This window comes from Metabacillus dongyingensis, from assembly GCF_019933155.2.
GTDB classification, from domain to species: domain Bacteria; phylum Bacillota; class Bacilli; order Bacillales; family Bacillaceae; genus Bacillus_P; species Bacillus_P dongyingensis.
Genome location: NZ_CP082944.1, coordinates 2,104,176 through 2,126,806 on the forward strand (window position 1 = coordinate 2,104,176; position 22,631 = coordinate 2,126,806).

18 protein-coding genes are annotated in these 22,631 nt (G+C 40.7%); 16 read left to right on the plus strand and 2 right to left on the minus strand.

Annotated elements, in window-relative coordinates:
- Positions 1-176: 176 nt before the first annotated feature.
- The 16 genes from K8L98_RS10430 to sigG all read left to right on the plus strand — a co-directional run bounded on the left by K8L98_RS10430 (position 177) and on the right by sigG (position 20,784).
- Positions 177-1,643 carry a UDP-N-acetylmuramoyl-L-alanyl-D-glutamate--2,6-diaminopimelate ligase gene (locus K8L98_RS10430; protein ID WP_223443322.1) on the plus strand — a complete coding sequence of 489 codons (1,467 nt, stop codon included), beginning with the start codon at positions 177-179 and terminating at the stop codon, positions 1,641-1,643.
- Between the two features lie 105 nt (positions 1,644-1,748).
- Positions 1,749-2,723, plus strand: coding sequence for a phospho-N-acetylmuramoyl-pentapeptide-transferase (gene mraY / locus K8L98_RS10435; RefSeq protein ID WP_223442080.1), 975 nt, complete (start codon positions 1,749-1,751; stop codon positions 2,721-2,723).
- 1 nt (position 2,724) lies between these two features.
- The gene (murD, locus tag K8L98_RS10440; protein WP_223442081.1) at positions 2,725-4,074 is read left to right on the plus strand and encodes a UDP-N-acetylmuramoyl-L-alanine--D-glutamate ligase; all 1,350 of its coding nucleotides are present in this window, start codon (positions 2,725-2,727) and stop codon (positions 4,072-4,074) included.
- Positions 4,075-4,138: 64 nt separating this feature from the next.
- Complete coding sequence (gene spoVE, locus K8L98_RS10445; protein WP_223442082.1) at positions 4,139-5,239, plus strand: stage V sporulation protein E; 1,101 nt, start codon at positions 4,139-4,141, stop codon at positions 5,237-5,239.
- A 109-nt stretch (positions 5,240-5,348) separates the two neighbouring features.
- Complete coding sequence (gene murG, locus K8L98_RS10450; RefSeq protein WP_223442083.1) at positions 5,349-6,434, plus strand: undecaprenyldiphospho-muramoylpentapeptide beta-N-acetylglucosaminyltransferase; 1,086 nt, start codon at positions 5,349-5,351, stop codon at positions 6,432-6,434.
- Between the two features lie 169 nt (positions 6,435-6,603).
- Positions 6,604-7,515: a UDP-N-acetylmuramate dehydrogenase gene (murB, locus tag K8L98_RS10455; protein WP_223442084.1), complete on the plus strand. Its 912-nt coding sequence runs from the start codon at positions 6,604-6,606 to the stop codon at positions 7,513-7,515.
- A 147-nt stretch (positions 7,516-7,662) separates the two neighbouring features.
- A complete protein-coding gene (locus K8L98_RS10460; RefSeq protein WP_223442085.1) occupies positions 7,663-8,502 on the plus strand; it encodes a cell division protein FtsQ/DivIB in 840 nt (279 codons plus the stop codon).
- The gene (locus tag K8L98_RS10465; protein WP_223443325.1) at positions 8,492-9,190 is read left to right on the plus strand and encodes a DUF881 domain-containing protein; all 699 of its coding nucleotides are present in this window, start codon (positions 8,492-8,494) and stop codon (positions 9,188-9,190) included. Before K8L98_RS10460 ends, K8L98_RS10465 begins: the two co-directional genes overlap by 11 nt.
- 12 nt (positions 9,191-9,202) lie before the next feature.
- Entirely contained in the window at positions 9,203-9,922 is a 720-nt protein-coding gene (locus K8L98_RS10470; RefSeq protein ID WP_420828843.1) for a DUF881 domain-containing protein, read from the plus strand.
- Positions 9,922-10,284: a small basic family protein gene (locus K8L98_RS10475; RefSeq protein ID WP_223442088.1), complete on the plus strand. Its 363-nt coding sequence runs from the start codon at positions 9,922-9,924 to the stop codon at positions 10,282-10,284. The genes K8L98_RS10470 and K8L98_RS10475 overlap by 1 nt, the downstream gene beginning before the upstream one ends.
- A 219-nt stretch (positions 10,285-10,503) precedes the next feature.
- Entirely contained in the window at positions 10,504-11,796 is a 1,293-nt protein-coding gene (gene ftsA, locus K8L98_RS10480; protein WP_223442091.1) for a cell division protein FtsA, read from the plus strand.
- 44 nt (positions 11,797-11,840) lie between these two features.
- The gene (gene ftsZ, locus K8L98_RS10485) at positions 11,841-12,995 is read left to right on the plus strand and encodes a cell division protein FtsZ (RefSeq protein WP_223442094.1); all 1,155 of its coding nucleotides are present in this window, start codon (positions 11,841-11,843) and stop codon (positions 12,993-12,995) included.
- 571 nt (positions 12,996-13,566) lie between these two features.
- The gene (locus K8L98_RS10490) at positions 13,567-17,895 is read left to right on the plus strand and encodes a S8 family peptidase (RefSeq protein ID WP_223442097.1); all 4,329 of its coding nucleotides are present in this window, start codon (positions 13,567-13,569) and stop codon (positions 17,893-17,895) included.
- Between the two features lie 262 nt (positions 17,896-18,157).
- Positions 18,158-19,087: a sigma-E processing peptidase SpoIIGA gene (gene spoIIGA / locus K8L98_RS10495; RefSeq protein ID WP_223442101.1), complete on the plus strand. Its 930-nt coding sequence runs from the start codon at positions 18,158-18,160 to the stop codon at positions 19,085-19,087.
- A 55-nt stretch (positions 19,088-19,142) separates the two neighbouring features.
- On the plus strand, positions 19,143-19,862 hold the full coding sequence (sigE, locus tag K8L98_RS10500; protein ID WP_223442104.1) for an RNA polymerase sporulation sigma factor SigE: 720 nt from the start codon (positions 19,143-19,145) through the stop codon (positions 19,860-19,862).
- A 67-nt stretch (positions 19,863-19,929) separates the two neighbouring features.
- The gene (gene sigG / locus K8L98_RS10505; RefSeq protein ID WP_240549819.1) at positions 19,930-20,784 is read left to right on the plus strand and encodes an RNA polymerase sporulation sigma factor SigG; all 855 of its coding nucleotides are present in this window, start codon (positions 19,930-19,932) and stop codon (positions 20,782-20,784) included.
- A gap of 29 nt (positions 20,785-20,813) precedes the next feature.
- Here sigG and K8L98_RS10510 read toward each other — a convergent pair whose 3' ends face one another.
- Positions 20,814-21,653, minus strand: a complete 840-nt coding sequence (locus tag K8L98_RS10510) for a TIGR03943 family putative permease subunit (protein ID WP_223442109.1) — start codon at positions 21,651-21,653, stop codon at positions 20,814-20,816.
- A 16-nt stretch (positions 21,654-21,669) separates the two neighbouring features.
- Positions 21,670-22,530, minus strand: a complete 861-nt coding sequence (locus K8L98_RS10515; protein WP_420828863.1) for a permease — start codon at positions 22,528-22,530, stop codon at positions 21,670-21,672.
- Positions 22,531-22,631: the final 101 nt, after the last annotated feature.

Here is a 22,631-nt window from a genome sequence, read left to right on the forward strand (position 1 = left end):
TTAATATGGGAGATGAAGTCACTGCTGCCATTCAATATGATATTTTTAAAAGCTGATATGGCTCTTTTAGCGAAGATGAGATAAAATAAGAACTGTGCGTTTTTTTATAAATGGATGATTTTGTATAAAAAATAAAGAAAGAAACTATTGTTGGTTTTTGAGAGGATTTGGTAATGATGAAATTACAGACACTGCTTTCGCAGCTGCAAAATATGAAAATGAACGTGAATGAAAATCCAGAAATTCTCTCGATTGAAATGGACTCAAGAGAAGTGAAGGAAGGAAGTTTATTTATTTGCATCAGCGGGTACACAGTTGATGGCCACGATTATGCTGAACAGGCTGTCAGCAGAGGGGCTGCTGCTGTATTATCTGAAAAGCCTCTGTCACTTCCAGTACCTGTTATTGTTGTTAATAATACAAAGAGAGCAATGGCGCTTCTCGCAGACACATTTTACGGGCAGCCTACACATAAGCTTCACTTAATAGGCGTTACAGGCACAAACGGCAAAACTTCAACAACGCATTTAATTGAGAAGATCCTTCAGAATTCCAGCCAAACTACTGGGTTAATCGGAACGATGTACATAAAAATCGGAGATGAACAATTAAGCGTTAAAAACACTACACCAGAGAGTCTGACTCTTCAAAAAACCTTTGGAATGATGGTTGATAAAGGAGTCAATCATGCAATTATGGAAGTTTCCTCCCATGCGTTGCATATGGGGCGAGTTCATGGGTGTGATTATGATGTAGCCGTCTTTACAAATTTGTCACAGGATCATCTGGATTACCACCAGACAATGGATTCATATCGGGCTGCTAAAGGACTTCTATTTTCACAGCTTGGAAATAAATTCGATCAAAACAAGCCAAAAACAGCTGTCTTGAACGGAGATGATCCTGCTTCTGCCGAGTTTATGAATATGACGGCAGCACATATATTGACGTATGGGATTGATACAGAGTGTGATGTGATGGCGAAAAATATTGCGATGTCTCCAAGCGGAACATCTTTTGATCTTGTCACTTCCCATGGGAGTGAGAAGGTGAATATGAAGCTCATCGGCAAATTCAGCATCTACAATGCGCTTGCTGCAGCAGCTGCAAGCCTTGCTTCTAATGTGCCGCTATCAGTAATAGCTTCTACTCTTGGGGACATTGAAGGTGTTCGCGGCCGCTTTGAAGTTGTCGACGGAGGACAGGATTTTTCCGTAATCGTTGATTATGCCCATACTCCGGACAGTCTGGAAAATGTTCTTTCAACGGTCAAGCAATTTGTTCTTGGAAAGACATTTGTCGTTGTCGGCTGCGGCGGGGACCGTGACCGGACAAAACGGAAAATCATGGCGCAGATTGCAGTGAAGTATGCAGATGAACCGATCTTTACATCCGACAATCCGAGAAGTGAAGATCCGATCGCCATATTAAATGAGATGGAAGATGGGGTTAGAGGCGAATATTATCATTCCATTGAAAATAGAGAGAAGGCCATCTATTTTGCCGTTGCTAATGCATCGCCAGGCGACGTCATCTTAATCGCAGGAAAAGGCCATGAAACCTATCAGCAGATCGGAACACAGATTTTCGATTTCGATGATCGTGAGGTAGCATTGAAAGCCATTAAAGAACGGATTAGATAATGATCCGCTTTAAAAGATGTATTTAAGAAATCCACAAGTTTTTATTATATGATGAATCCGTAATCAGAAGCGGTCATCATGCAGCTATTCAGGGAGGATCTAAACATGCTTGAACAAATTATTTTATTTACTATTATTATGGGTTTTTTAATCAGTGTTCTGATATCTCCCATCTTTATTCCATTTTTAAGAAGACTTAAGTTCGGACAAAGCATTCGGGATGAAGGACCGAAATCTCATCAGAAAAAATCAGGCACCCCGACGATGGGCGGAATCATGATTATTTTGGCTGTGATTGTAACAACGCTTGTCATGAGCTATAAATTTGCAGAACCAAGTGTGGAAATGTATTTGCTGCTATTCGTTATGTTCGGTTACGGCCTGCTCGGTTTTCTGGATGATTTCATCAAGGTTGTGATGAAGCGCAACCTCGGCCTTACATCAAAACAAAAATTGATTGGACAGATAATTATTGCGGTCATTTTCTATATCGTTTTTAAACAATATGGGTTTTCTTCAGAAATCCGCATTCCAGGCACTGATTTTTCATTTGATTTAGGATGGGCTTACGTCATTCTGATCATTTTCATGCTTGTCGGCGGATCAAATGCTGTTAACTTAACAGACGGCCTTGACGGCTTGCTCTCAGGTACTGCAGCCGTTGCATTTGGCGCATTTGCTGTTCTTTCCTGGAATCAATCTCAATATGATGTGGCTATTTTTTCAGTGGCAGTTGTAGGAGCGGTTCTTGGGTTTCTTGTCTTCAATGCACATCCCGCGAAAGTATTCATGGGTGACACAGGATCACTGGCACTCGGGGGAGCTATTGTCACAGTTGCTATTTTAACAAAGCTTGAAATTCTTCTTGTTTTAATCGGAGGAGTTTTCGTCATCGAAACCTTATCCGTTATTATTCAGGTCATCTCTTTTAAAACAACCGGAAAACGGGTATTTAAGATGAGCCCTCTTCATCACCACTATGAGTTAACCGGCTGGTCAGAATGGAGAGTTGTCGTGACATTCTGGACAGTGGGTCTTGTTTTCGCCGTTTTGGGAATCTATATTGAGGTGTGGTTATAAGATGAAAAGTATTCAAGATTTTACTCATAAACATGTACTGGTTTTGGGGCTTGCAAAAAGCGGATTAGCTGCTGCAAAGCTCTTACATAAACTCGGAGCCAAAGTTACAGTCAATGATATGAAGCCTTTTGAAGAAAATGAGTCTGCTCAGGAACTTCAGGCTGCAGGTCTTCAGGTTATTTGCGGCAGTCATCCGGAAGAACTCCTAAATCATGCAGAATATATTGTGAAAAACCCTGGTATCCCCTATACAAATCCATTGCTTGCTGAAGCTTTGGAGCGGAATATCCCGATTGTTACAGAAGTGGAACTTGCATATTTAATCTCAGAAGCAGATATGATTGGGATTACGGGATCAAACGGAAAAACAACTACGACTACACTTATACACGAAATGCTTCTTGCTGATCAGAAGAAGTCTTTGATCGCTGGAAACATTGGCACCGTAGCATGTGAGGTAGCAGAACATGCTTCAAAAGAGAATGTCATTGTGACTGAGCTGTCTTCTTTTCAGCTTATGGGAACAATCAAATTCAGACCTAAAATTGCGCTGCTGCTGAATCTATTTGATGCCCATCTTGATTATCATGGAACTAGAGAAGAATACGCTCTTGCAAAAGCAAAAATCTATGAAAATCAGGAGGCAGATGATTTTTCTGTCGTGAACTATGATGACATGGGTGTGCGCCGGGCAGCAGAAAAATCCAAAGGTCAAATCGTTTATTTTTCAGTTTCAGAGAAGCTTGAAAAAGGCGCATATATAAGTAACGGTTCGCTCTGGTATAACGATGAGCAGATTATTGAAATAAAAGATGTTGTTTTGCCGGGCAAGCATAATCTTGAGAATATTCTTGCTGCGATCTGTGCTGTAAAACTATACGGAGCATCAACAGGCGCCATTCAAAAAGTTCTGACTTCTTTTAAAGGCGTTAAACACCGGCTGCAGTTTATCAGCACGATTGATGGAGTAAAATATTACAACGATTCAAAAGCTACTAATATATTAGCAACATCCAAAGCACTGCAGGCCTTTGATGCACCAACAATTTTGCTTGCAGGAGGTTTGGATCGCGGAAACGAATTTGACGAACTGATTCCATTTCTGGGCAATGTGAAGGTGTTCATTACATTTGGACAGACTGCACCAAAGCTTGAGAGAATAGCAGGTGATGCTGGAATAGAAGTGATAAAACGTGTCGATAATGTTGAACAAGCGGCTATTGCGGCGTTTGACTTATCTCAAGATGGTGACATTGTTCTCTTATCCCCTGCGTGTGCTAGCTGGGATCAATATAAAACATTTGAGCAAAGAGGAGACATGTTTGAGAACGCCGTGCATAAGCTAAAGTAAAGGGCTCGTACACGCATTGTCACAAAGCTTGAGCCCTAATTCCATAATATTGGGGTGTTCGGCGTTGACGGCAAAAAGATCTGCACCAGACTTCATTCTAGTCATCATTACCTTGCTGCTGCTGACGATTGGACTGATCATGGTTTACAGTGCAAGCGCAGTTTGGGCAACTTATAAATTTGAAGATTCATTTTTCTTTGCAAAGAGGCAGCTGCTTTTTGCAGGTGTAGGTGTAATCGCCATGTTTTTTTTAATGAACGTTGATTATTGGACATGGAGAACCTGGGCGAAAATGCTGATAATAATTTGCTTTGTTCTTCTTCTGGCCGTTTTAGTTCCCGGCATAGGGATGGAGCGAAATGGTTCCCGCAGCTGGATAGGAGTCGGCGCATTTTCCATTCAGCCCTCCGAATTCATGAAGCTTGCCATGATTGCGTTTTTGGCTAAATTTCTGTCAGAAAATCAAAAGAAAATAACATCATTTAAAAAAGGTCTTTTTCCATCGCTTGGCTTTGTTTTTACTGCGTTTGCATTAATTATGCTTCAGCCTGACCTTGGAACAGGAACCGTTATGGTCGGGACTTGTATTGTGATGATTTTTGTTGCAGGGGCGAGGATCAGCCATTTTGGTTTCCTTGGTCTGCTGGGTGCTGCTGGATTTGTAGGGCTCGTTTTATCAGCACCGTATCGGATTAAGCGAATCACATCGTTTTTAAATCCTTGGGAAGATCCGCTCGGAAGCGGATTTCAGATCATTCAATCTCTCTATGCAATTGGACCTGGTGGCTTATTTGGTCTTGGCCTCGGGCAGAGCAGACAAAAATTCTTTTACTTGCCTGAACCGCAAACAGACTTTATCTTTGCTATCCTGGCAGAAGAGCTTGGCTTCATCGGCGGCTCGCTGATCATTTTGCTGTTTGGTCTGTTATTATGGAGGGGTGTAAGAATAGCCCTCGGTGCCCCGGATTTATACGGTTCATTTCTGGCCATCGGCATTATCACAATGGTTGCGATTCAAGTCATGATCAATATTGGAGTAGTAACTGGGCTAATGCCGGTTACGGGTATTACGCTGCCATTTCTCAGCTACGGCGGATCTTCATTGACGCTGATGCTGATGGCGGTTGGTGTTCTATTGAATATTAGCAGATATGCCAGGTACTGAACCTGCATTCTATAGATGAAATAGACCCTGTTGAAAAACAGGGTTTATCATTTTTTTACCGCTGGATTTGAATATTTTTGAAAATGTTTCTATTAAATGGGGGATACCTTTGAAAATTATGGTAAGCGGCGGAGGGACAGGCGGACACATTTATCCTGCCCTCGCCTTAATAAATGAAATTAAAAAAAATGACCCAAATGCGGAATTTTTGTATGTCGGCACAGATAATGGCCTTGAGTCCAAAATAGTTCCAAAAGCAGGAATTCCATTTCGTGCAATTAAGATTTCCGGCTTTAAAAGGAAGATCTCATTGGACAATGCAAAGACAATCATGCGCTTCTTCAAAGGGGTCAGCGACAGCAGAAAATTCATAAAAGAATTTAAACCGGACGTCGTAATTGGTACTGGCGGCTATGTTTGCGGACCCGTTGTCTATGCAGCTGCTAAGCTGAAGGTGCCGGCGATTATTCATGAACAAAACAGTCTTCCTGGAGTGACCAACAAATTTTTAGCGCGCTATGTAGACAAAGTAGCCATTTGTTTTGAAGAGGCAAGAAGCTATTTCCCTGCTGAAAAAACAGTACTGACAGGTAACCCTAGAGCGTCTGAAGTGGCAACAGATGACGTCAGTCACTATAAGGACCCTGCACTTATGACTGACAAAAAAACAGTTCTGATTATGGGAGGAAGCAGAGGGGCAAAACCCATCAATGATGCAGTGATCGGTATGCTTGATGATATGAAAAATAAAGATTATCAGGTTATCTATGTAACTGGTGAAATTCATTATGAAAACGTTATGGAGCAAGTTCTGAATCTGCCGAAAAATGTTGTGATCAAACCTTTCATTCATAACATGCCTGAAGTCTTAAAAGGAATAGATTTAATTGTGGCACGATCAGGTGCAACTACTTTGGCGGAAATAACGGCACTTGGGCTTCCAAGTATCCTGATACCAAGTCCATATGTAACAGCGAATCACCAGGAAAAAAATGCAAGAGCCTTAAGTGATCATGATGCAGCGGCATTAATTCTTGAAAAAGACCTCTCCAGTGCTGTATTAGTAAAAGAGATGGATACTATCTTGCTTGATGGGGCGAATCTTCAAAAAATGTCAGCTGCTTCTAAGCAGTTGGGCATTCCTGATGCTGCAATGAAGTTATATAAAGAAATACAGGATTTAGCTGCTCAATAAATTAGCTTGATATCATCATTTCAGACATAGAATTTAAAAAAGACAGAAGTCATAGGGGTTTATAACTTCGAAAAAGAGGGCATCAAATAATTTGTGCCTGTTGAACTATATTCCTATGAGCCTTCTTCAATGTCATACGGTAAAGAACAATCTATTTTAGGAGGCTGTCATGGAAAAGATACTTATGAAATTACAAGAAGCAGAAGTTGGGAAAGTTGTTCAAAATGAACCTCTGGCAAAACATACAACGATTAAAATCGGGGGACCTGCGGAAATTTTTGTTGAGCCGAGTTCGATTGAAAATCTGAAAAAAACGATGGATACCGTAACAGAAAACGGTGTTCCATGGAGAGCGATCGGCAGGGGATCTAATCTGCTTGTCGGGGATTCAGGCATTAAGGGTGTCGTGATTAAACTAGGAAAAGGACTGGATCATCTTGACGTGGATGGAGATACCATTACTGCAGGCGGAGGCTACTCTCTTATTAAATTAACGACTGTCATCAGCAAACAGGGACTCTCCGGCCTTCAGTTCGCAGGGGGCATTCCTGGATCTGTAGGAGGAGCTGTATACATGAACGCGGGTGCTCACGGTTCTGATATGTCCAAAATTCTTGTAAAGGCTCATATACTGTTTGAGGATGGAACGATGGAATGGCTGACAGCAGAAGAATTGGAATTTTCATACCGGACTTCTCTGCTTCAGAAGAAACGCCCGGGCATTTGCCTAGAAGCGGTTTTGAAGCTTGAGAAAGGCAACCGCGAAGAAATTGTGGCAGAACTTCAGAAAAATAAAGATTACCGCAGAGAAACTCAGCCTTGGGATCATCCAAACTGCGGCAGCGTTTTTAGGAATCCCCTTCCGCATTATGCCGGCCAGCTGATCCAGGAGTCAGGCCTGAAGGGCTATCAGATCGGCGGAGCGAAAATTTCCGAACTTCATGGAAATTTCATTGTGAATACAGGGAATGCCACGGCAAAAGATGTCCTTGATTTAATTGATTTTGTTAAAAAAACAATTTATGAAAAACATGGTGTCAAAATGGAAACAGAAGTTGAAATTGTCGGTGTAAATGAGTAGAGAATGCTTATCTCTTTTTCCTTTTATTGTGGTATACTGTCTTTATTAAAGGTACAGTTGCTAAACGGCATACATCATGCCGTTTGTTTCTCTTTATAAGATGATTTTACGCCCCCGAAAGTGTTTCGGGATGAGGGGTGATTACAGTTGGAAAAAGGAAAAGTCGTTTCGCTTGAAGATCGTGTTCCAAAGCTCAAGGAGCATCGGAAACAAAAATCAAACCGCAGGTTAATTTTATTTTTATCCGTCTTTTTCATCCTCATTTTATTGGTGATCTACTTTCAATCTCCGCTTAGCAAAGTATCTTCCATAGATGTTGCCGGAAATAAGACAGTATCTGATGAAGAAATAATAAATATAAGTGGAATTACAGCAAAATCCGGCTTTTGGAGCATTGATGAAAAAGAAGTGAATGATGCCCTGTCAGATTTTGAACAGATTCAGAATGTTAAATTGGACAAGCAATTGCCTAATAAAGTAACGATTGTGGTAGAAGAATATCATAAAGTGGCCTATATCGTAAAAGGAGATCAATACTCTCCCATACTTGAAAACGGCAAAACACTTGATCCTTTGGAAGGGACTTTTCCAGATGATGCGCCGCTTCTGATTAATTGGAGCAAGGCTGAAGAGATTGAAGAAATGGCCATGGAACTCATGAGTCTTCCTGACAGTGTAACGAATGCGATTTCTGAAATCTACCATACACCTGAAAAAACAGACCCATGGCATATTACGCTATACATGAATGACGGATATGAAGTGCAGGCCTCAGTCCGAAGCTTTTCAAAAAAAATGATTGATTATCCGGCCATTGTCAGCCAGCTTGCGCCAAATTCCAAAGGCATTATTCATATGGAAGTCGGAACCTATTTTGAATCATTCGATAAGAAGGATGAAGCTGCCCTAGAAGCAGCGGATGACGGTGCCTCATTAGAAGCAGAGCCGGAGGGGACAGAACAAAATGAAAATGAAGATGAGAGGTAGACTTGTTGTTCTCTCTTTAATCATGCTTGTTCTCGGTTTTTTAGTTTCGTTTTCTTATCAGCTCACAAAAGAACAGCGTCCGAATAATGGAATTTCTTCTGAACAATGGAGCAAAGAGTATGAAACAAGACAGCTGCTGATCAAGCAGGAGGAAAGAAATACAGAGCTTCAAAAGGAACTATTTAAAAGCCAGGAAAAAGTAAGAGAAATTGAAGAAAATCTGAAGAATGAAAAGCAGATTTACTTTAATCTTGTGGAAGATGTAGAAAAGTACAGAATGTATGTAGGCGAACTGGGTGTAGCAGGGGAGGGGATCGAAGTTACTTTAGAGGATTCCTCCTACATTCCAGAAGGGGAAAATGTAAATAATTATATTGTTCATGAAGGCCATATTTTTAAAGTGATCAATGAATTGCTGATTTCGGGCGCAAGTGCCATCGCCATTAATGGACAAAGATTATCACATGATTCGTATATATATTGTAATGGTCCTGTCGTTACTGTGGATGGAAATCAATTTCCAGCTCCCTTTGTCATTTCTGCGATCGGCGAACCTGCTGTTCTGGATCAGGCTTTAAATATCGCCGGCGGTATTGTCGAGCAGATTGCTTACGATAATATCGTGATAACCCTTGAGAAAAAAAGCGAAATAAAGATGAATCCATTATTGCAAGAAAAGAAATCTTGATGGGTGGTTGCCTTGAAGAAAAATCTTAAGGGTGTCAGCTTTTCATTACTGACTATGATATTTGGTTTAATGCTTGCCGTTCAATTTCAGTCGATTCAGGAACCGGCGGTAAGAGACACACGTGACATGTGGCAATTGAGGGAGGCACTCAAGCAGGAACAAGAGACTCAATCAAACCTCCTGCTTGAGATCCGCAAATACGAAGAGCTGATTGATACATACGAAAATGATGAAAATCAAAGTGCAGAAAAAACGCTGAAAGAGACTCTTGAAGAACTTAAAAATGAAGCGGGATTAACGGAAGTAACAGGAGCGGGTGTAGTCATTACAATTGAACCCCTGTTTGACGAAGCAGTTTCTCAGTCAGAGGTTGAAAACATTGCACCTGATTTGCTGAAACGATTGTTGAATGAGCTGAATTCTTATGGTGCTGAGCATGTCGCTATCGCAGACAGAAGAGTTGTGAATACAACCGTCATCCGTGATATTAATGGTCAAACAAAAATGGACGGGTACAGTCTGAATTCATATCCAATTGAAATTAAAGTCATTTCAGAAGACGCTGAAAAGCTCTTCAGCAGACTAAACGGGTCTACGACAATGGACACCTTTGCAATTGACAATTTGCGGCTCAGGATTTCAGAGCCTAAGGATCGGATTGTCATACCCCCATATGATGACGCGATCCGGATAAAAAACATGAAACCGGTTGAGGAAGGAGAGAAATCATAATGTGGCTTCCCATTTTAGGATTAATATTAGGAATAACATTGGGACTGCTCACTGATTTCCGAATTCCCAGTGAATATTCGAATTATCTGTCCATTGCCATACTTGCTGCACTGGATACTCTGCTTGGAGGTATTCGCGCTCATCTGCAAAATTTGTACGATGAAATGGTTTTTGTATCCGGATTTTTCTTTAACATCATATTGGCTGCAAGTTTAGCTTTTCTAGGTGTTCATCTTGGTGTAGACTTGTATTTGGTAGCAATATTTGCATTTGGAGTCAGACTGTTCCAAAATATTGCTGTAATAAGACGAATTTTAATTTCCAATTGGACTCAATCGCGCCAAAAACTAAAAAAAAGTTGATTTTTTAAGAGGGAAAATCAAGGATTTGACGAATACTCACTTTAGTATGTATTTATTAAGAAGAGTCCTTACTCAAGGACATGGAAAATAAATGTGACAATGATAAGTCAATTATCACAATATTTTTCACCATTGTTACAAATATGTAAAACTAGATTCATTGTATTGTTGTTCCTCTAATAATAGAATGGAAATGATAAGTTAAGGAGGTGCCATAGAATGAACAACAATGAAATCTTTGTAAGTCTAGACATCGGTACATCCAGTGTTAAGGTTATCATCGGTGAAATGGCAGATGATAATTTAAACATTATAGGTGTAGGGAATGTGAAATCTGAAGGATTAAGAAAAGGGTCGATCGTTGATATTGACGAGACCGTTCATTCTATTAAAAAAGCGGTGGAGCAGGCAGAAAGAATGGTTGGCATACCGCTTAAAAGAGTCGTAGTAGGGGTGACTGGCAATCACGTTCAGTTGCAGGATTGTCACGGGGTTGTTGCAGTTTCAAGTGACAATCGTGAAATTGCTAATGAAGACATAAGAAGAGTGATTGAAGCAGCTCAAGTAATGTCTATACCTCCTGAACGAGAAATAATAGATGTTATTCCTCAGCAATTCATAGTCGATGGTCTTGATGAAATCAGCGATCCGCGCGGAATGATTGGTGTCCGTCTTGAGATGGAAGGCACCATTATTACAGGATCTAGAACGATTTTACATAATCTGCTTCGCTGTGTTGAAAAAGCAGGTCTTGAAATAACGGATATTTGCCTGCAGCCGCTTGCATCAGGAGCTGTTGCATTATCAAAAGATGAAAAAAATCTCGGTGTAGCATTGGTTGATATTGGAGGGGGATCGACGACGATTGCTGTCTTTGATCAAGGTCACCTGCAAACGACGAGCGTCCTTCCAATTGGCGGCGAGAACATAACGAAAGATCTTTCAATCGGACTTCGCACAACCACTGACGAGGCTGAGCGCATTAAAGTGAAACATGGACATGCTTTTTATGATTATGCTTCTGAAGAAGAAGTGTTTGAGGCTGCGATTATTGGCACAGACCAAAAACAGCAATTCAATCAGCTTGAAATATCTGATATTATAGAAGCTAGACTAGAAGAAATGTTTGAACTCGTTTTACACGAGATTAAGAGACTGGGTGTAAGAGACTTGCCTGGCGGATTTGTTCTGACTGGTGGAACAGTCAGCATGCCAGGAGTTCTTGAGATTTCCCAGGCTGTTCTGCAAAATAACGTTCGCATTGCAAGCCCAGATTATATTGGTGTAAGAGAACCTCAATATATGACAGGCGTAGGCTTGATCCAATTTGCTTATAAAAATGCGAAGATTCAAGGCAGAAGCATCAGTTCGAATGTTGTTCCTGATAAGCTTGAGAAAACGTCTCAAAGAGAACCTCAGCAGCAGCATCAGCAGCAGCGTTCAAAACCAAAAGAAAAAGAAGAGAAAAAAGAAAGCAAAGTAAAAAAATTCTTTGGTTACTTCTTTGAATAACCTGCATCAAGAGGAAGTCATTCGATGGATTAGGAGGATTTTGTATGTTGGAGTTTGAAAGCAATATTGATGGAATGGCAACAATTAAAGTTATTGGGGTTGGCGGCGGAGGAAACAATGCTGTTAACCGTATGATAGAACACGGTGTTCAAGGAGTAGATTTTATTGCCGTGAACACGGATGCACAAGCACTGAACCTATCTAAAGCAGAAACAAGAATGCAGATTGGTTCTAAGCTGACAAGAGGTCTTGGCGCCGGTGCAAATCCTGAAGTTGGAAAAAAGGCGGCCGAAGAAAGCAAGGAGCAGATTGAAGAAGCTTTAAGAGGCGCAGATATGGTCTTCGTTACAGCTGGAATGGGCGGAGGAACAGGAACTGGAGCAGCTCCAGTTATTGCCCAGATCGCTAAAGACTTAGGCGCTTTAACTGTAGGTGTTGTCACTCGTCCGTTTACGTTTGAAGGACGCAAGCGTGCAATGCAGGCAGCAGGCGGAATTTCTTCTATGAAAGAATCAGTTGACACATTAATCGTGATTCCTAATGACCGTCTACTTGAAATCGTAGATAAAAATACTCCTATGCTTGAAGCTTTCCGTGAAGCGGACAACGTTTTACGCCAGGGTGTACAAGGTATTTCTGACTTGATCGCTGTACCTGGACTTATTAACCTTGACTTTGCGGATGTTAAAACAATCATGTCCAATAAAGGTTCTTCATTAATGGGTATTGGTGTTGCAACTGGAGAAAGCAGAGCTGCAGAAGCTGCTAAGAAAGCAATCTCAAGTCCGCTGCTTGAAACATCAATTGATGGTGCTCAAGGTGTCCTAATGAACATTACAGGCGGATCTAACTTAAGCTTGTACGAAGTTCAGGAAGCTGCTGATATTGTAGCAACTGCATCTGATCAAGATGTTAACATGATTTTCGGATCTGTTATCAATGAAAACTTAAAAGATGAAATTGTCGTGACGGTTATTGCGACTGGTTTCAATGAAGTTGAAATCAACCACAGCAAACCCGCTTCAAGACCTTTTGGGAATAATACATCGCCAAAACCTATGCCAAAGCCTCGCGACGTAAGAGAAATGAAGCGTGAGCGCGAAGAGCCTGCACAAGAAATGACAAACCGTTCAATGCAGCAAGGTGAAGATACACTCGATATTCCAACATTTTTAAGAAATCGTAATAAACGCAGATAAAATATCAGAAGACCTGGTCCACTAGACCAGGTCTTTTTTTGCCTGAAATTCTCTTCCATCAGCTGTCCGCCCTTTCTTGGCCTTCCCTTATAGTCTCAAACACTGGCTGTCTATAGAACTATGCTGTCCGCTTAACGATACTTTAGTATGAAAGACTTCTTCATAATCTCCTCTGATTGTGGTCCTTAAGCCTTCCTCTCTCCCATCTGAATATCTCATTTATGGATAAAAAAGGAAATATTAATCATTTTAATCTCAACTTAAGATCCTCCTTTTCAAATAGAGAAATTTACCCACTTCAAAATTCCATAAATATCCTTATTAAACCTATATAAAACCTCATTTTTGCAAGATCAAAAGTTTTTGGTGGAATATCATTTGGACTACAGAAGAAAAGAAGAAGCTCCTACTTTTTCATTGTTTTTGGAAAATTAAGAAAAATATTACATAAAATGACAAAATCATCAGAATACTTTCATTAAATTATTGATAACAGCCTAGTCCTGACAAAGAGATCATGGGAAGGGGGATATGTTTCAATCATTTTAAATTTAAAGGGGGAATTTTAGGAATGCGGAAGAAACATGTTAAACTGCTCAGTATTTTGTCAATTTTTATCCTGCTTCTCACAATGCTTGCTCCGAGTGTTTCAACAGCAAGCTCAAAATCTGGAGTCAGCACCTCTGTAAAAGACCAGAAAAACATAGTGGCTGGGAAAGTCTCCAAAAAATTGTCTCAGGCATTCGAAAAAGATGAAAAAGTAACGTTTCTCATAAAGTTAAAAGATCAAGTTGATACGGGTAAAGTGGCTAAAGATGCGATGAAAGAAGCAGCTAAAGATAAAGACTCCAAAGCCCAGGCAAAATATGAAAAACGTTCTGCTGTTGTCTCTTCGCTAAGAGCAAAAGCGATTGAAACACAGCAAAATCTTAAAACATACTTAACTAAAGAAGTGAAAGCTGGCAATGCGAAAGGTATTCAATCGTTTTACATCGTAAATGGACTGGCTGTAACTGCTACGGAGGAAGTGATGGAGCAGGTTGCAGCATTTCCTGAGGTAGAAAAAGTGCTTCCAAATGAAATGCGGCAATTACACACTGAGTCCGCCAAAAAAGAAAAGGCTGTCCAAAAGTCAGTGGAATCTAAAGCGGCGCAAGCAAGCACAGAATGGAATATCGACCAAATTGGCGCACCTGCTGCCTGGGAAATGGGCATCGACGGGAGCGGAACAGTTGTTGCTTCCATTGATACGGGAGTTCAGTGGGATCATCCGGCATTAAAGGATAAATACCGGGGTTATAACCCTGCAGCACCTGAATCACCTGATCATGAATTCAGCTGGTTTGATGCTACTGCTGCCCAATCAGCTCCATATGATGATCAAGGTCACGGAACACATGTTACAGGTACGATGGTAGGGGCTGAACCAAACGGAAGCAATCAAATTGGCGTAGCTCCTGGTGCAAAATGGATAGCTGTTAAAGCATTTACGGCAGATGGCGGATCAGATGCAGATTTATTGGCAGCTGGAGAATGGATTATTGCCCCAAAAGATGCTGATGGCAATCCCCACCCGGAAATGGCGCCTGATGTTGTCAACAATTCATGGGGCGGAGGAGCTGGACTTGATGAATGGTACAGGCCAATGGTCCAAGCCTGGCGTGCAGCTGATATTTTTCCGGAATTTTCAGCTGGAAACACGACTTTATTCAATCCTGGAGGACCTGGTTCAATCGCCAATCCAGCAAACTATCCGGAATCCTTTGCTACAGGAGCGACTGACATAAATAATCAATTGGGTACATTTTCTCTGCAGGGACCATCACCTTATGATGAAACGAAACCAGATATATCCGCTCCTGGCGTAAATATTCGTTCATCGGTCCCAGGAAGTGCTTATGAAGGCGGATGGAATGGCACATCAATGGCAGGCCCGCATGTTGCAGCTGTAGTTGCGCTGCTTAGACAAGTTGACTCCTCTATTACTGTTGACGAAATTGAGGAAGTACTGACCACAACGGCCACACCGCTTACTGATTCAACGTTTGCAAGCTCCCCAAACAATGGATATGGTCATGGACTAGTCAACGCATATGATGCCGTTTCCTCTCTTATGACAGGGCTTGGCAAAGTAAAAGGTCAAGTAGCAAAAGAGGGAGAAGATACTGAGGCTCCTGTCTTTTTGCACACAGCTCCAGGTGAAACCTTTGCAGGCATGAATCTGCCGCTCACTATTGCTGTTCAGGATAACGTGAGTGTAACGAATGTCTCACTTCATTATCAGGATAACAGTGGAGATTGGCAAATCGCTGAAGCTCAAAGAATTTCAGGAGATTATCTGGACGGAGTATACGAGGCGGTCATACCTGGCAGTGCGATAACGGAAGGCACAATCGTATACAAATGGAAGGCGGTCGACTTTGGTGCAAACGAAGTCGTTTCTGATGAGTATGAAATTGATGTACAGCCAGGGATTTCAACTGGTTATGAACAGGATTTTGAGTCTGGAGCGCTTGGCTTTACATCTTATGGAACAAAAAACAGCTGGGAGCATGGAGTTCCAATAAATGGACCTGGCAATGCAGCTTCAGGTGAAAACGTATTTGCTACAAATTTAGATGGTGATTATGAAAATGGCGCAAATATGAATTTGCTCATGCCTCCAATTGATCTTCCTCAAGAAGGACAGACATTTTTGCAGTTTAAACAATGGCATGAATTAGAAGCCAGATATGATTTCGGACATGTTTTTGTTTCAACAGATCAGGAAAACTGGACACAGGTATTGCGTGTAAATGGCGTTACAACAGGCTGGATAGATGGACAAGTGGATCTCACGCAATATGCCGGTCAAAGAATTTATGTTCAGTTTAATGTAACGACTGACGGAAGTGTAGTCAAAGATGGATGGTATTTAGACGATGTGAAATTAACAAATACTGCTCTTGAAACACCTAGTAAAGCGGGTCTAGGCATAGATAAAAAACCAGTAAGTGATACAAAAGCCGGAAAAGAGAAGAAAGATAAGGTATATCCTGATAAAATTTCTCCGGCACCATATGTGAAAAAGAGCAGCGCAAGTCAAGAAAATGCAGAGCCGGCAGCACTTCCGCTGCGTGCACAGGTAAGTGTTCTTGAAACAGGGCGCTCAACTTATTCCAGTCTTCAGGATGGAAGCTATGAAATCGTGCACGGTGCCGGATCATTCACCCTGCAGGCGGAAGCTTATGGATATGAATCCGAGACTCAGGCTGTTACTATTGAAAATGATGGTGTAACAGAAGCAAACTTCATTCTGGAAGAAAAGCCTCAGGGTACGGTCAGCGGTACAATAACCAATGAAGTGACTGGAGAGCCAGTTCCGAATGCATCTCTCCTTTTAGTAGAGGATGCTGCCATTACTCCTGTTCAAACGAACAGTGAGGGTGAGTATGCCATTGTTGCTTATGAAGGCGATTATACGCTCAAAGCAATGGCTCCGTCCTATTACGGGGAAGACGTTCAAATTGAAATTGAAGCCGATCAGACAATGATTCAAAATGTAACGTTAAAACCATTCATCGGTTATCCTGGTGAAATCGGGTATGATGACGGCTCTGCTGAAAATGCGCGTGCATTTAATGCTGCAGGCAACGGATGGGCAGTAAAAATGTCCCTTGCTGAAGGAAATGAGCGTGCAATGGTGACGGGAGGATTGTTCCGTTTCTGGGATACTGAATGGCCGGTGCCTGGGGGGACTGAATTCCAGGTAGCTATTTATGATGCATCCGGTACAGACGGTGCACCTGGGAAAAAACTTGCTGGACCAATTGACGCAGCTGCTCTGCGCAACGGAGAATGGACAATGGTGAACTTGCTCGATCAGGGAGTCCTTGTAGAAGGAGACTTCTATATGGTTTATATTCAGACAAAAGCTAACCCGAACTCTCCGGGACTCGCCACAGATGAAAATGGAGAAAATGCCGGACGCAGTTATCAGATGGTCGGAGGAGCATGGTCAGCTTCACCAGCTGAAGAAGGAAATTACATGATTCGTGCAATCGTGAATTATGAAGTGACAGCACCTGAGATCACTTCCCCTAAAGACGGAACATATACGAATCAGGAAAAGGCGGTTGTTGAGGGAAAAGCATCTCCAACAACAACTGTGCATGTATATAATGGAAGTTCTGAAGCTGCTGCAGTACAAGCAGCTGAAAATGGCACATTCCGTGCAGAAGTTACACTGCAGGAAGGGGAAAACGTGCTGACTGCAAAATCCAGTACAGAAGCCGGAATGACAGATGCTTCAAATGCAGTGAAGATTACTCTGGATAAAACGAAGCCGCAATTCACCGTTGAAAATCCTAAAAACGGTGAAAAATTCAATACAGAAGCGTTAACTGTCAGCGGAACAGTGACAGATGAAAACCTTGACTGGATTAAGGTAAATGGACAAAAAGCGTCCGTTAAAGATGGAACTTTCTCTAAGCGGATCCTTCTGGAAAATGGAGAAAATATCATTACTGTTCTTGCTTCTGACAAAGCTTCCAATCGTTTAAAGAAAACAGTAAAAGTATATGTAAAGTATGACGCGCCAATCATTGAAAACATCCAGCCGTCTGCAGATAAATATATTAAATCAGGAGAAAGTGTGAAGATAGAGTTTACTAGTGAAGAAGATCTCGATGCGACATTTGTGCTTCATATGCCGCTCACAAATGCAAGCATCCAAAATGCAACAGAGCTGCCGCTGAGAGAAACGTCTCCTGGCCATTACGAAGGATACTATACAGCGACATCGAACATGAAGGCTGACGGGGCACGGATTGAAGTAATCGCAAGAGATGACTTCGGCAATGAAACAAGAAAGATTGCTGAAGGCAAATTATTCATTAATGGAAAGCAACCGGCGAAATAAAAAGTTTCTAAAGGGAAAAAACTCTTTTTTCTGCAGTGCAGAAAAAAGAGTTTTTTCATTTTTGAGAGGACCATAAACACGAAAAAATGCCATCTTTTTTCATCGACAAATAATCGCGATATCTATCAAAAATACACTATTTTATCGGCAGTAACTGACAGACTTCACCTGTGCGTCTCAGCTATACTATTACTATCCAATCGGACAGTGCCCTTATTTTTCAATGGGCAAGTGAAAACACCTTTGGGGAAAGGAGTTTCACGTGTCAATCTATTTAGATGTTATCTGGTTTTTAAATTTTTCCTTTGATTTACTGCTGCTTCTTCTTACCGCTATTTTATTGAAAAGGAAAATTTGGAAGCTGCGGATTGTGATTGGTGCCCTAATTGGATCGAGTATTATTCTATTGATGTTTACTCCATTTGCTTCTTTAGCGGTTCACCCTTTCGGAAAACTCTTGGTCTCGATTATGATGGTGCTGTCAGCCTTTGGTTTTAAACGGTTTAAATATTTTGCCCAGTCACTGTTTACCTTTTATTTTGTCACCTTTATGGTAGGCGGCGGTATGATTGGGGCCCATTACTTTATTCAGACGGAGATTGGCATTTTTGATGGTATTCTGATGACAAACAAAGGAGGCTTTGGTGATCCGATCAGCTGGCTGTTTGTCTTAATCGGTTTTCCTGCAGCTTGGATTTTTTCAAGGAAACGGCTCGATGATTTAGAAATGAAAAAAATTCAGTATGATCAAATCGTTTCAGTATCAATAAAAATCGGTGATATTTCATTCTGTTTAAAAGGGCTGATAGACAGCGGCAATCAGCTTTATGATCCTATATCAAAAAGTCCCGTTATGATTGTAGATGCGCAGAAAGCAGCTGAATATTTGCCTGATCCCCTTATATCTATTGCCTTACAAGAGGATGTCATGGCAGCACTTGCAGCTTCTGAGGAACCACATCCGCTAGAGAACAGGGTGCGGATTATTCCATTTCGGGTAGTAGGAAAGTCCAATCAATTTTTAATCGGTTTAAAACCAGATGAAGTGATCATCACCACTGCGGATGAGACCATCCAGGTACCTAAAGCAATTGTCGGATTAAACCGAACAAGCCTGTCGCCTGAAGAAGAATATGAATGCATCGTTCATCCGAAGATGCTTCAGAGCGGGTCCATACAAGACGTCTCTTGAGGACCACCCTGTAGTATTTTACTCATAGCATCTGAAAAATAGAAGGGGGAGAACTATGAAAAAACTAAAATTGCATGTGACTTATCTATGGTACAAATTATTAATGAAGCTTGGACTTAAAACAGATGAAATTCACTACATAGGCGGAAGTGAAGCCCTGCCGCCTCCGCTTTCAAAGGATGAAGAAGAAGTCCTGCTCAGAAAGCTGCCAGGCGGAGATCAGGCCGCACGCTCCATTTTAATTGAGCGGAACCTTCGATTGGTTGTTTACATCGCCCGCAAATTTGAGAACACGGGCATCAACATTGAAGATTTAATCAGCATTGGAACAATCGGATTAATCAAAGCAGTCAATACCTTTAATCCTGAAAAGAAAATTAAGCTTGCCACATATGCATCACGATGCATCGAAAATGAAATCTTAATGTATTTGCGCCGCAATAATAAAATTCGTTCAGAAGTTTCCTTTGATGAACCTTTAAACATTGACTGGGATGGAAATGAGCTTCTCCTTTCGGATGTGCTTGGAACAGAGGAAGATATTATTACAAAAGATCTGGAAGCAAATGTTGACCGAAAATTGCTTTTGAAGGCCCTTCAGCAGCTGAATGACAGGGAAAAGCAAATTATGGAGCTGCGTTTCGGGCTTCAAGGGGGAGAAGAAAAAACCCAAAAAGATGTCGCAGATATGCTTGGGATATCCCAGTCCTACATTTCAAGGCTTGAAAAAAGAATTATTAAAAGATTGCGTAAAGAATTCAATAAAATGGTCTAAAAAAATTTTTATCCAATAAAATTCCAATCACTGTATGGTTTTATCCGTTTGTGAATGATTTCACCGCATGGACATGTGCATATTTTTCCCACCTAAGGAGATACTTAACTCTGTACAGCAGCTCCTGTTAGGAGGGAAAGATGTGGCAAGAAATAAAGTTGAAATTTGCGGAGTAGATACTTCCAAACTTCCAGTCCTAAAAAATGAGGAAATGAGAATTTTGTTCAGGGAAATGCAAAGCGGTGAACTATCAGCTAGAGAAAAGCTGGTAAACGGCAATTTACGCCTGGTTTTAAGCGTCATTCAGCGTTTTAACAACCGGGGAGAATTTGTTGATGACCTGTTTCAAGTTGGCTGCATTGGACTTATGAAATCGATTGATAATTTCGATCTTGGCCAAAATGTAAAATTTTCAACTTATGCTGTACCCATGATAATTGGGGAAATCAGAAGATATTTGCGGGACAATAATCCAATCCGCGTATCAAGATCTCTTCGTGATATTGCCTATAAAGCTTTGCAGGTCAGAGAACAATTAATGAGCAAGACCTCAAGGGAACCTACCGCTGAAGAGATTTCCCGGGTTCTAGAAGTTCCTCATGAAGAAATTGTTTTTGCTCTAGACGCTATTCAAGATCCTGTTTCTCTGTTTGAACCGATTTACAATGATGGGGGCGACCCGATTTATGTAATGGATCAGCTTAGCGATGAGAAAAACCGAGATTCTCATTGGATAGAAGAAATCGCTTTAAAAGAAGGAATGAGACGGCTGAATGACCGTGAAAAGCTGATTCTCAGAAAGCGATTCTTTCAAGGGAAAACTCAAATGGAAGTAGCAGAAGAAATAGGTATTTCTCAAGCACAGGTTTCAAGACTTGAGAAAGCTGCAATCAAACAAATGAATAAGAACATACAAAATTAGGACTGTTCATCTGAACAGTCCTTTTCATATTAATATCCTCTGTAGACATACGGATCTTTCGGCTCTTTGATTTTTTTCCATGATTCAGCCTTTAAATAAGGGATTTCAGACTTGAAAGGCTGATAATAAATTGAAGATAACGTACCTTTTACTTGAGCCCATTCATCATCTTTTAAATTGACTTCTTCAGGAAGTTCTACAAGCAGTCCGTAAACCCCCGAATCTGCGATGCAGTGTATAATACCGAAACGCAAAACAAAAATCTGATTTTTCTTAATGGATTCTCCCTTAAAAGCAAATCCATCAAACTGAATGGTTTTATCTGTAAACTCACCCGGAAACTGATAAATCGTTTCAAGCGCCTTTAAATAATTTACATCATTTAATTGAATGGAAGACTGTTTAGAATATTTTCTCAGTTCCTCATGCATTAAATCATAATGTCCCTCTTTCCCATAATAAACACTTGTATCCGGCATTAAATATTGATTACGTGAAAATTCACCGGAATTTTCGATGTTTTGAAAGGTAAAGCCTTTTGCTTTAACAATAGTAGAATCCAATTTGGCAATCGGAAAAAAGAAACCTGCAATTAACGGGTATATAAAAACGCAGCTGAGTAAAAATCTGCCTATACTGGACGGTTTATCATGATGGTGATCATGATGGCAGCAGTTTGTTTCACATTCCCCTTCTTCAGGTGTTTTAAAATAAGTATAGGCCTGAATGGCAGTGAAGAGGGTAAAAATGAAAATTGCACTATAAGACAAGTATGCATACTTCATATTAATATACTTTGTAATATTTCCAGAAGCATGAAGGTGAAAAAAGAAATAAGTAAATGCCATTAACAGCAAGATTCGGAACAATGTGATAGATCCTCCTTTAGATAAGCAGTGAGCCAATCAGCACTAAAATTGTGATATAGGCTATTAATGTAAAAACAAATTTTTTCTTGAAAGCATCAAGCATCATAAGCATATTTTTTATATCGATCATAGGGCCGTAAACTAAGAAGGCAACAATTGATCCTGTTGAAAAAGTGCTTGTAAATGAAGATGCAATAAAAGCATCCGCTTCTGAACACAGAGATAAGATAAATGCCAGGCCCATCATGACGGCTGACGAAGATACTTCATTTTGTCCTATCGCAAGCAAGGTAGATGTCTTAATAAATGTTTGCATCGCAGCCGCAATGAAAGCTCCAATAATTAAGTATTTTCCCACTGAGAAGAATTCATCGACAGCGTGCTGCAGGGCTCCCAAAAGTTTTTGAAAGAAATGAGGTTCACCTATTAAATCATGATTATGAACATCTAGTGTTTTTTTCTCTAAAAGCTGTTGACTATTATACTGAAATGAGATAATCAGGCCGACTATAATGGAGACAATGATTGCAAGCCCTCCGCGATAAAGCATAATGTCCCAATTATTGCCGAATGCAACATAGGTTGAAAATAAGACAATTGGGTTAATAACTGGCCCAGTCAGCATAAACGCGATTCCCATATGCAAGGGTACTCCTTTTAAAATAAGCCTTCTGACAATTGGGATAATCCCGCATTCACATGCAGGAAATAATGCGCCAATAAACGTACCATAAAGAACAGAAAGAAAACGGTTTTTAGGAATGAATTTAGAAACCATCTGCTCTGTAATGAAAATTTGGATGATGCCCGAAATAAATACTCCCAAAAGTACAAAAGGCATTGCTTCTATTAAAATACTTATAAAAATGGAATTCATTTGAAAAAAAGCTTGTTTTGTCACTTAAAATCCTCCGCTTTGAACGATAATTATCATTTTGATGCACTGAATTATATCATAATATTCTTAATGAAAAGCTT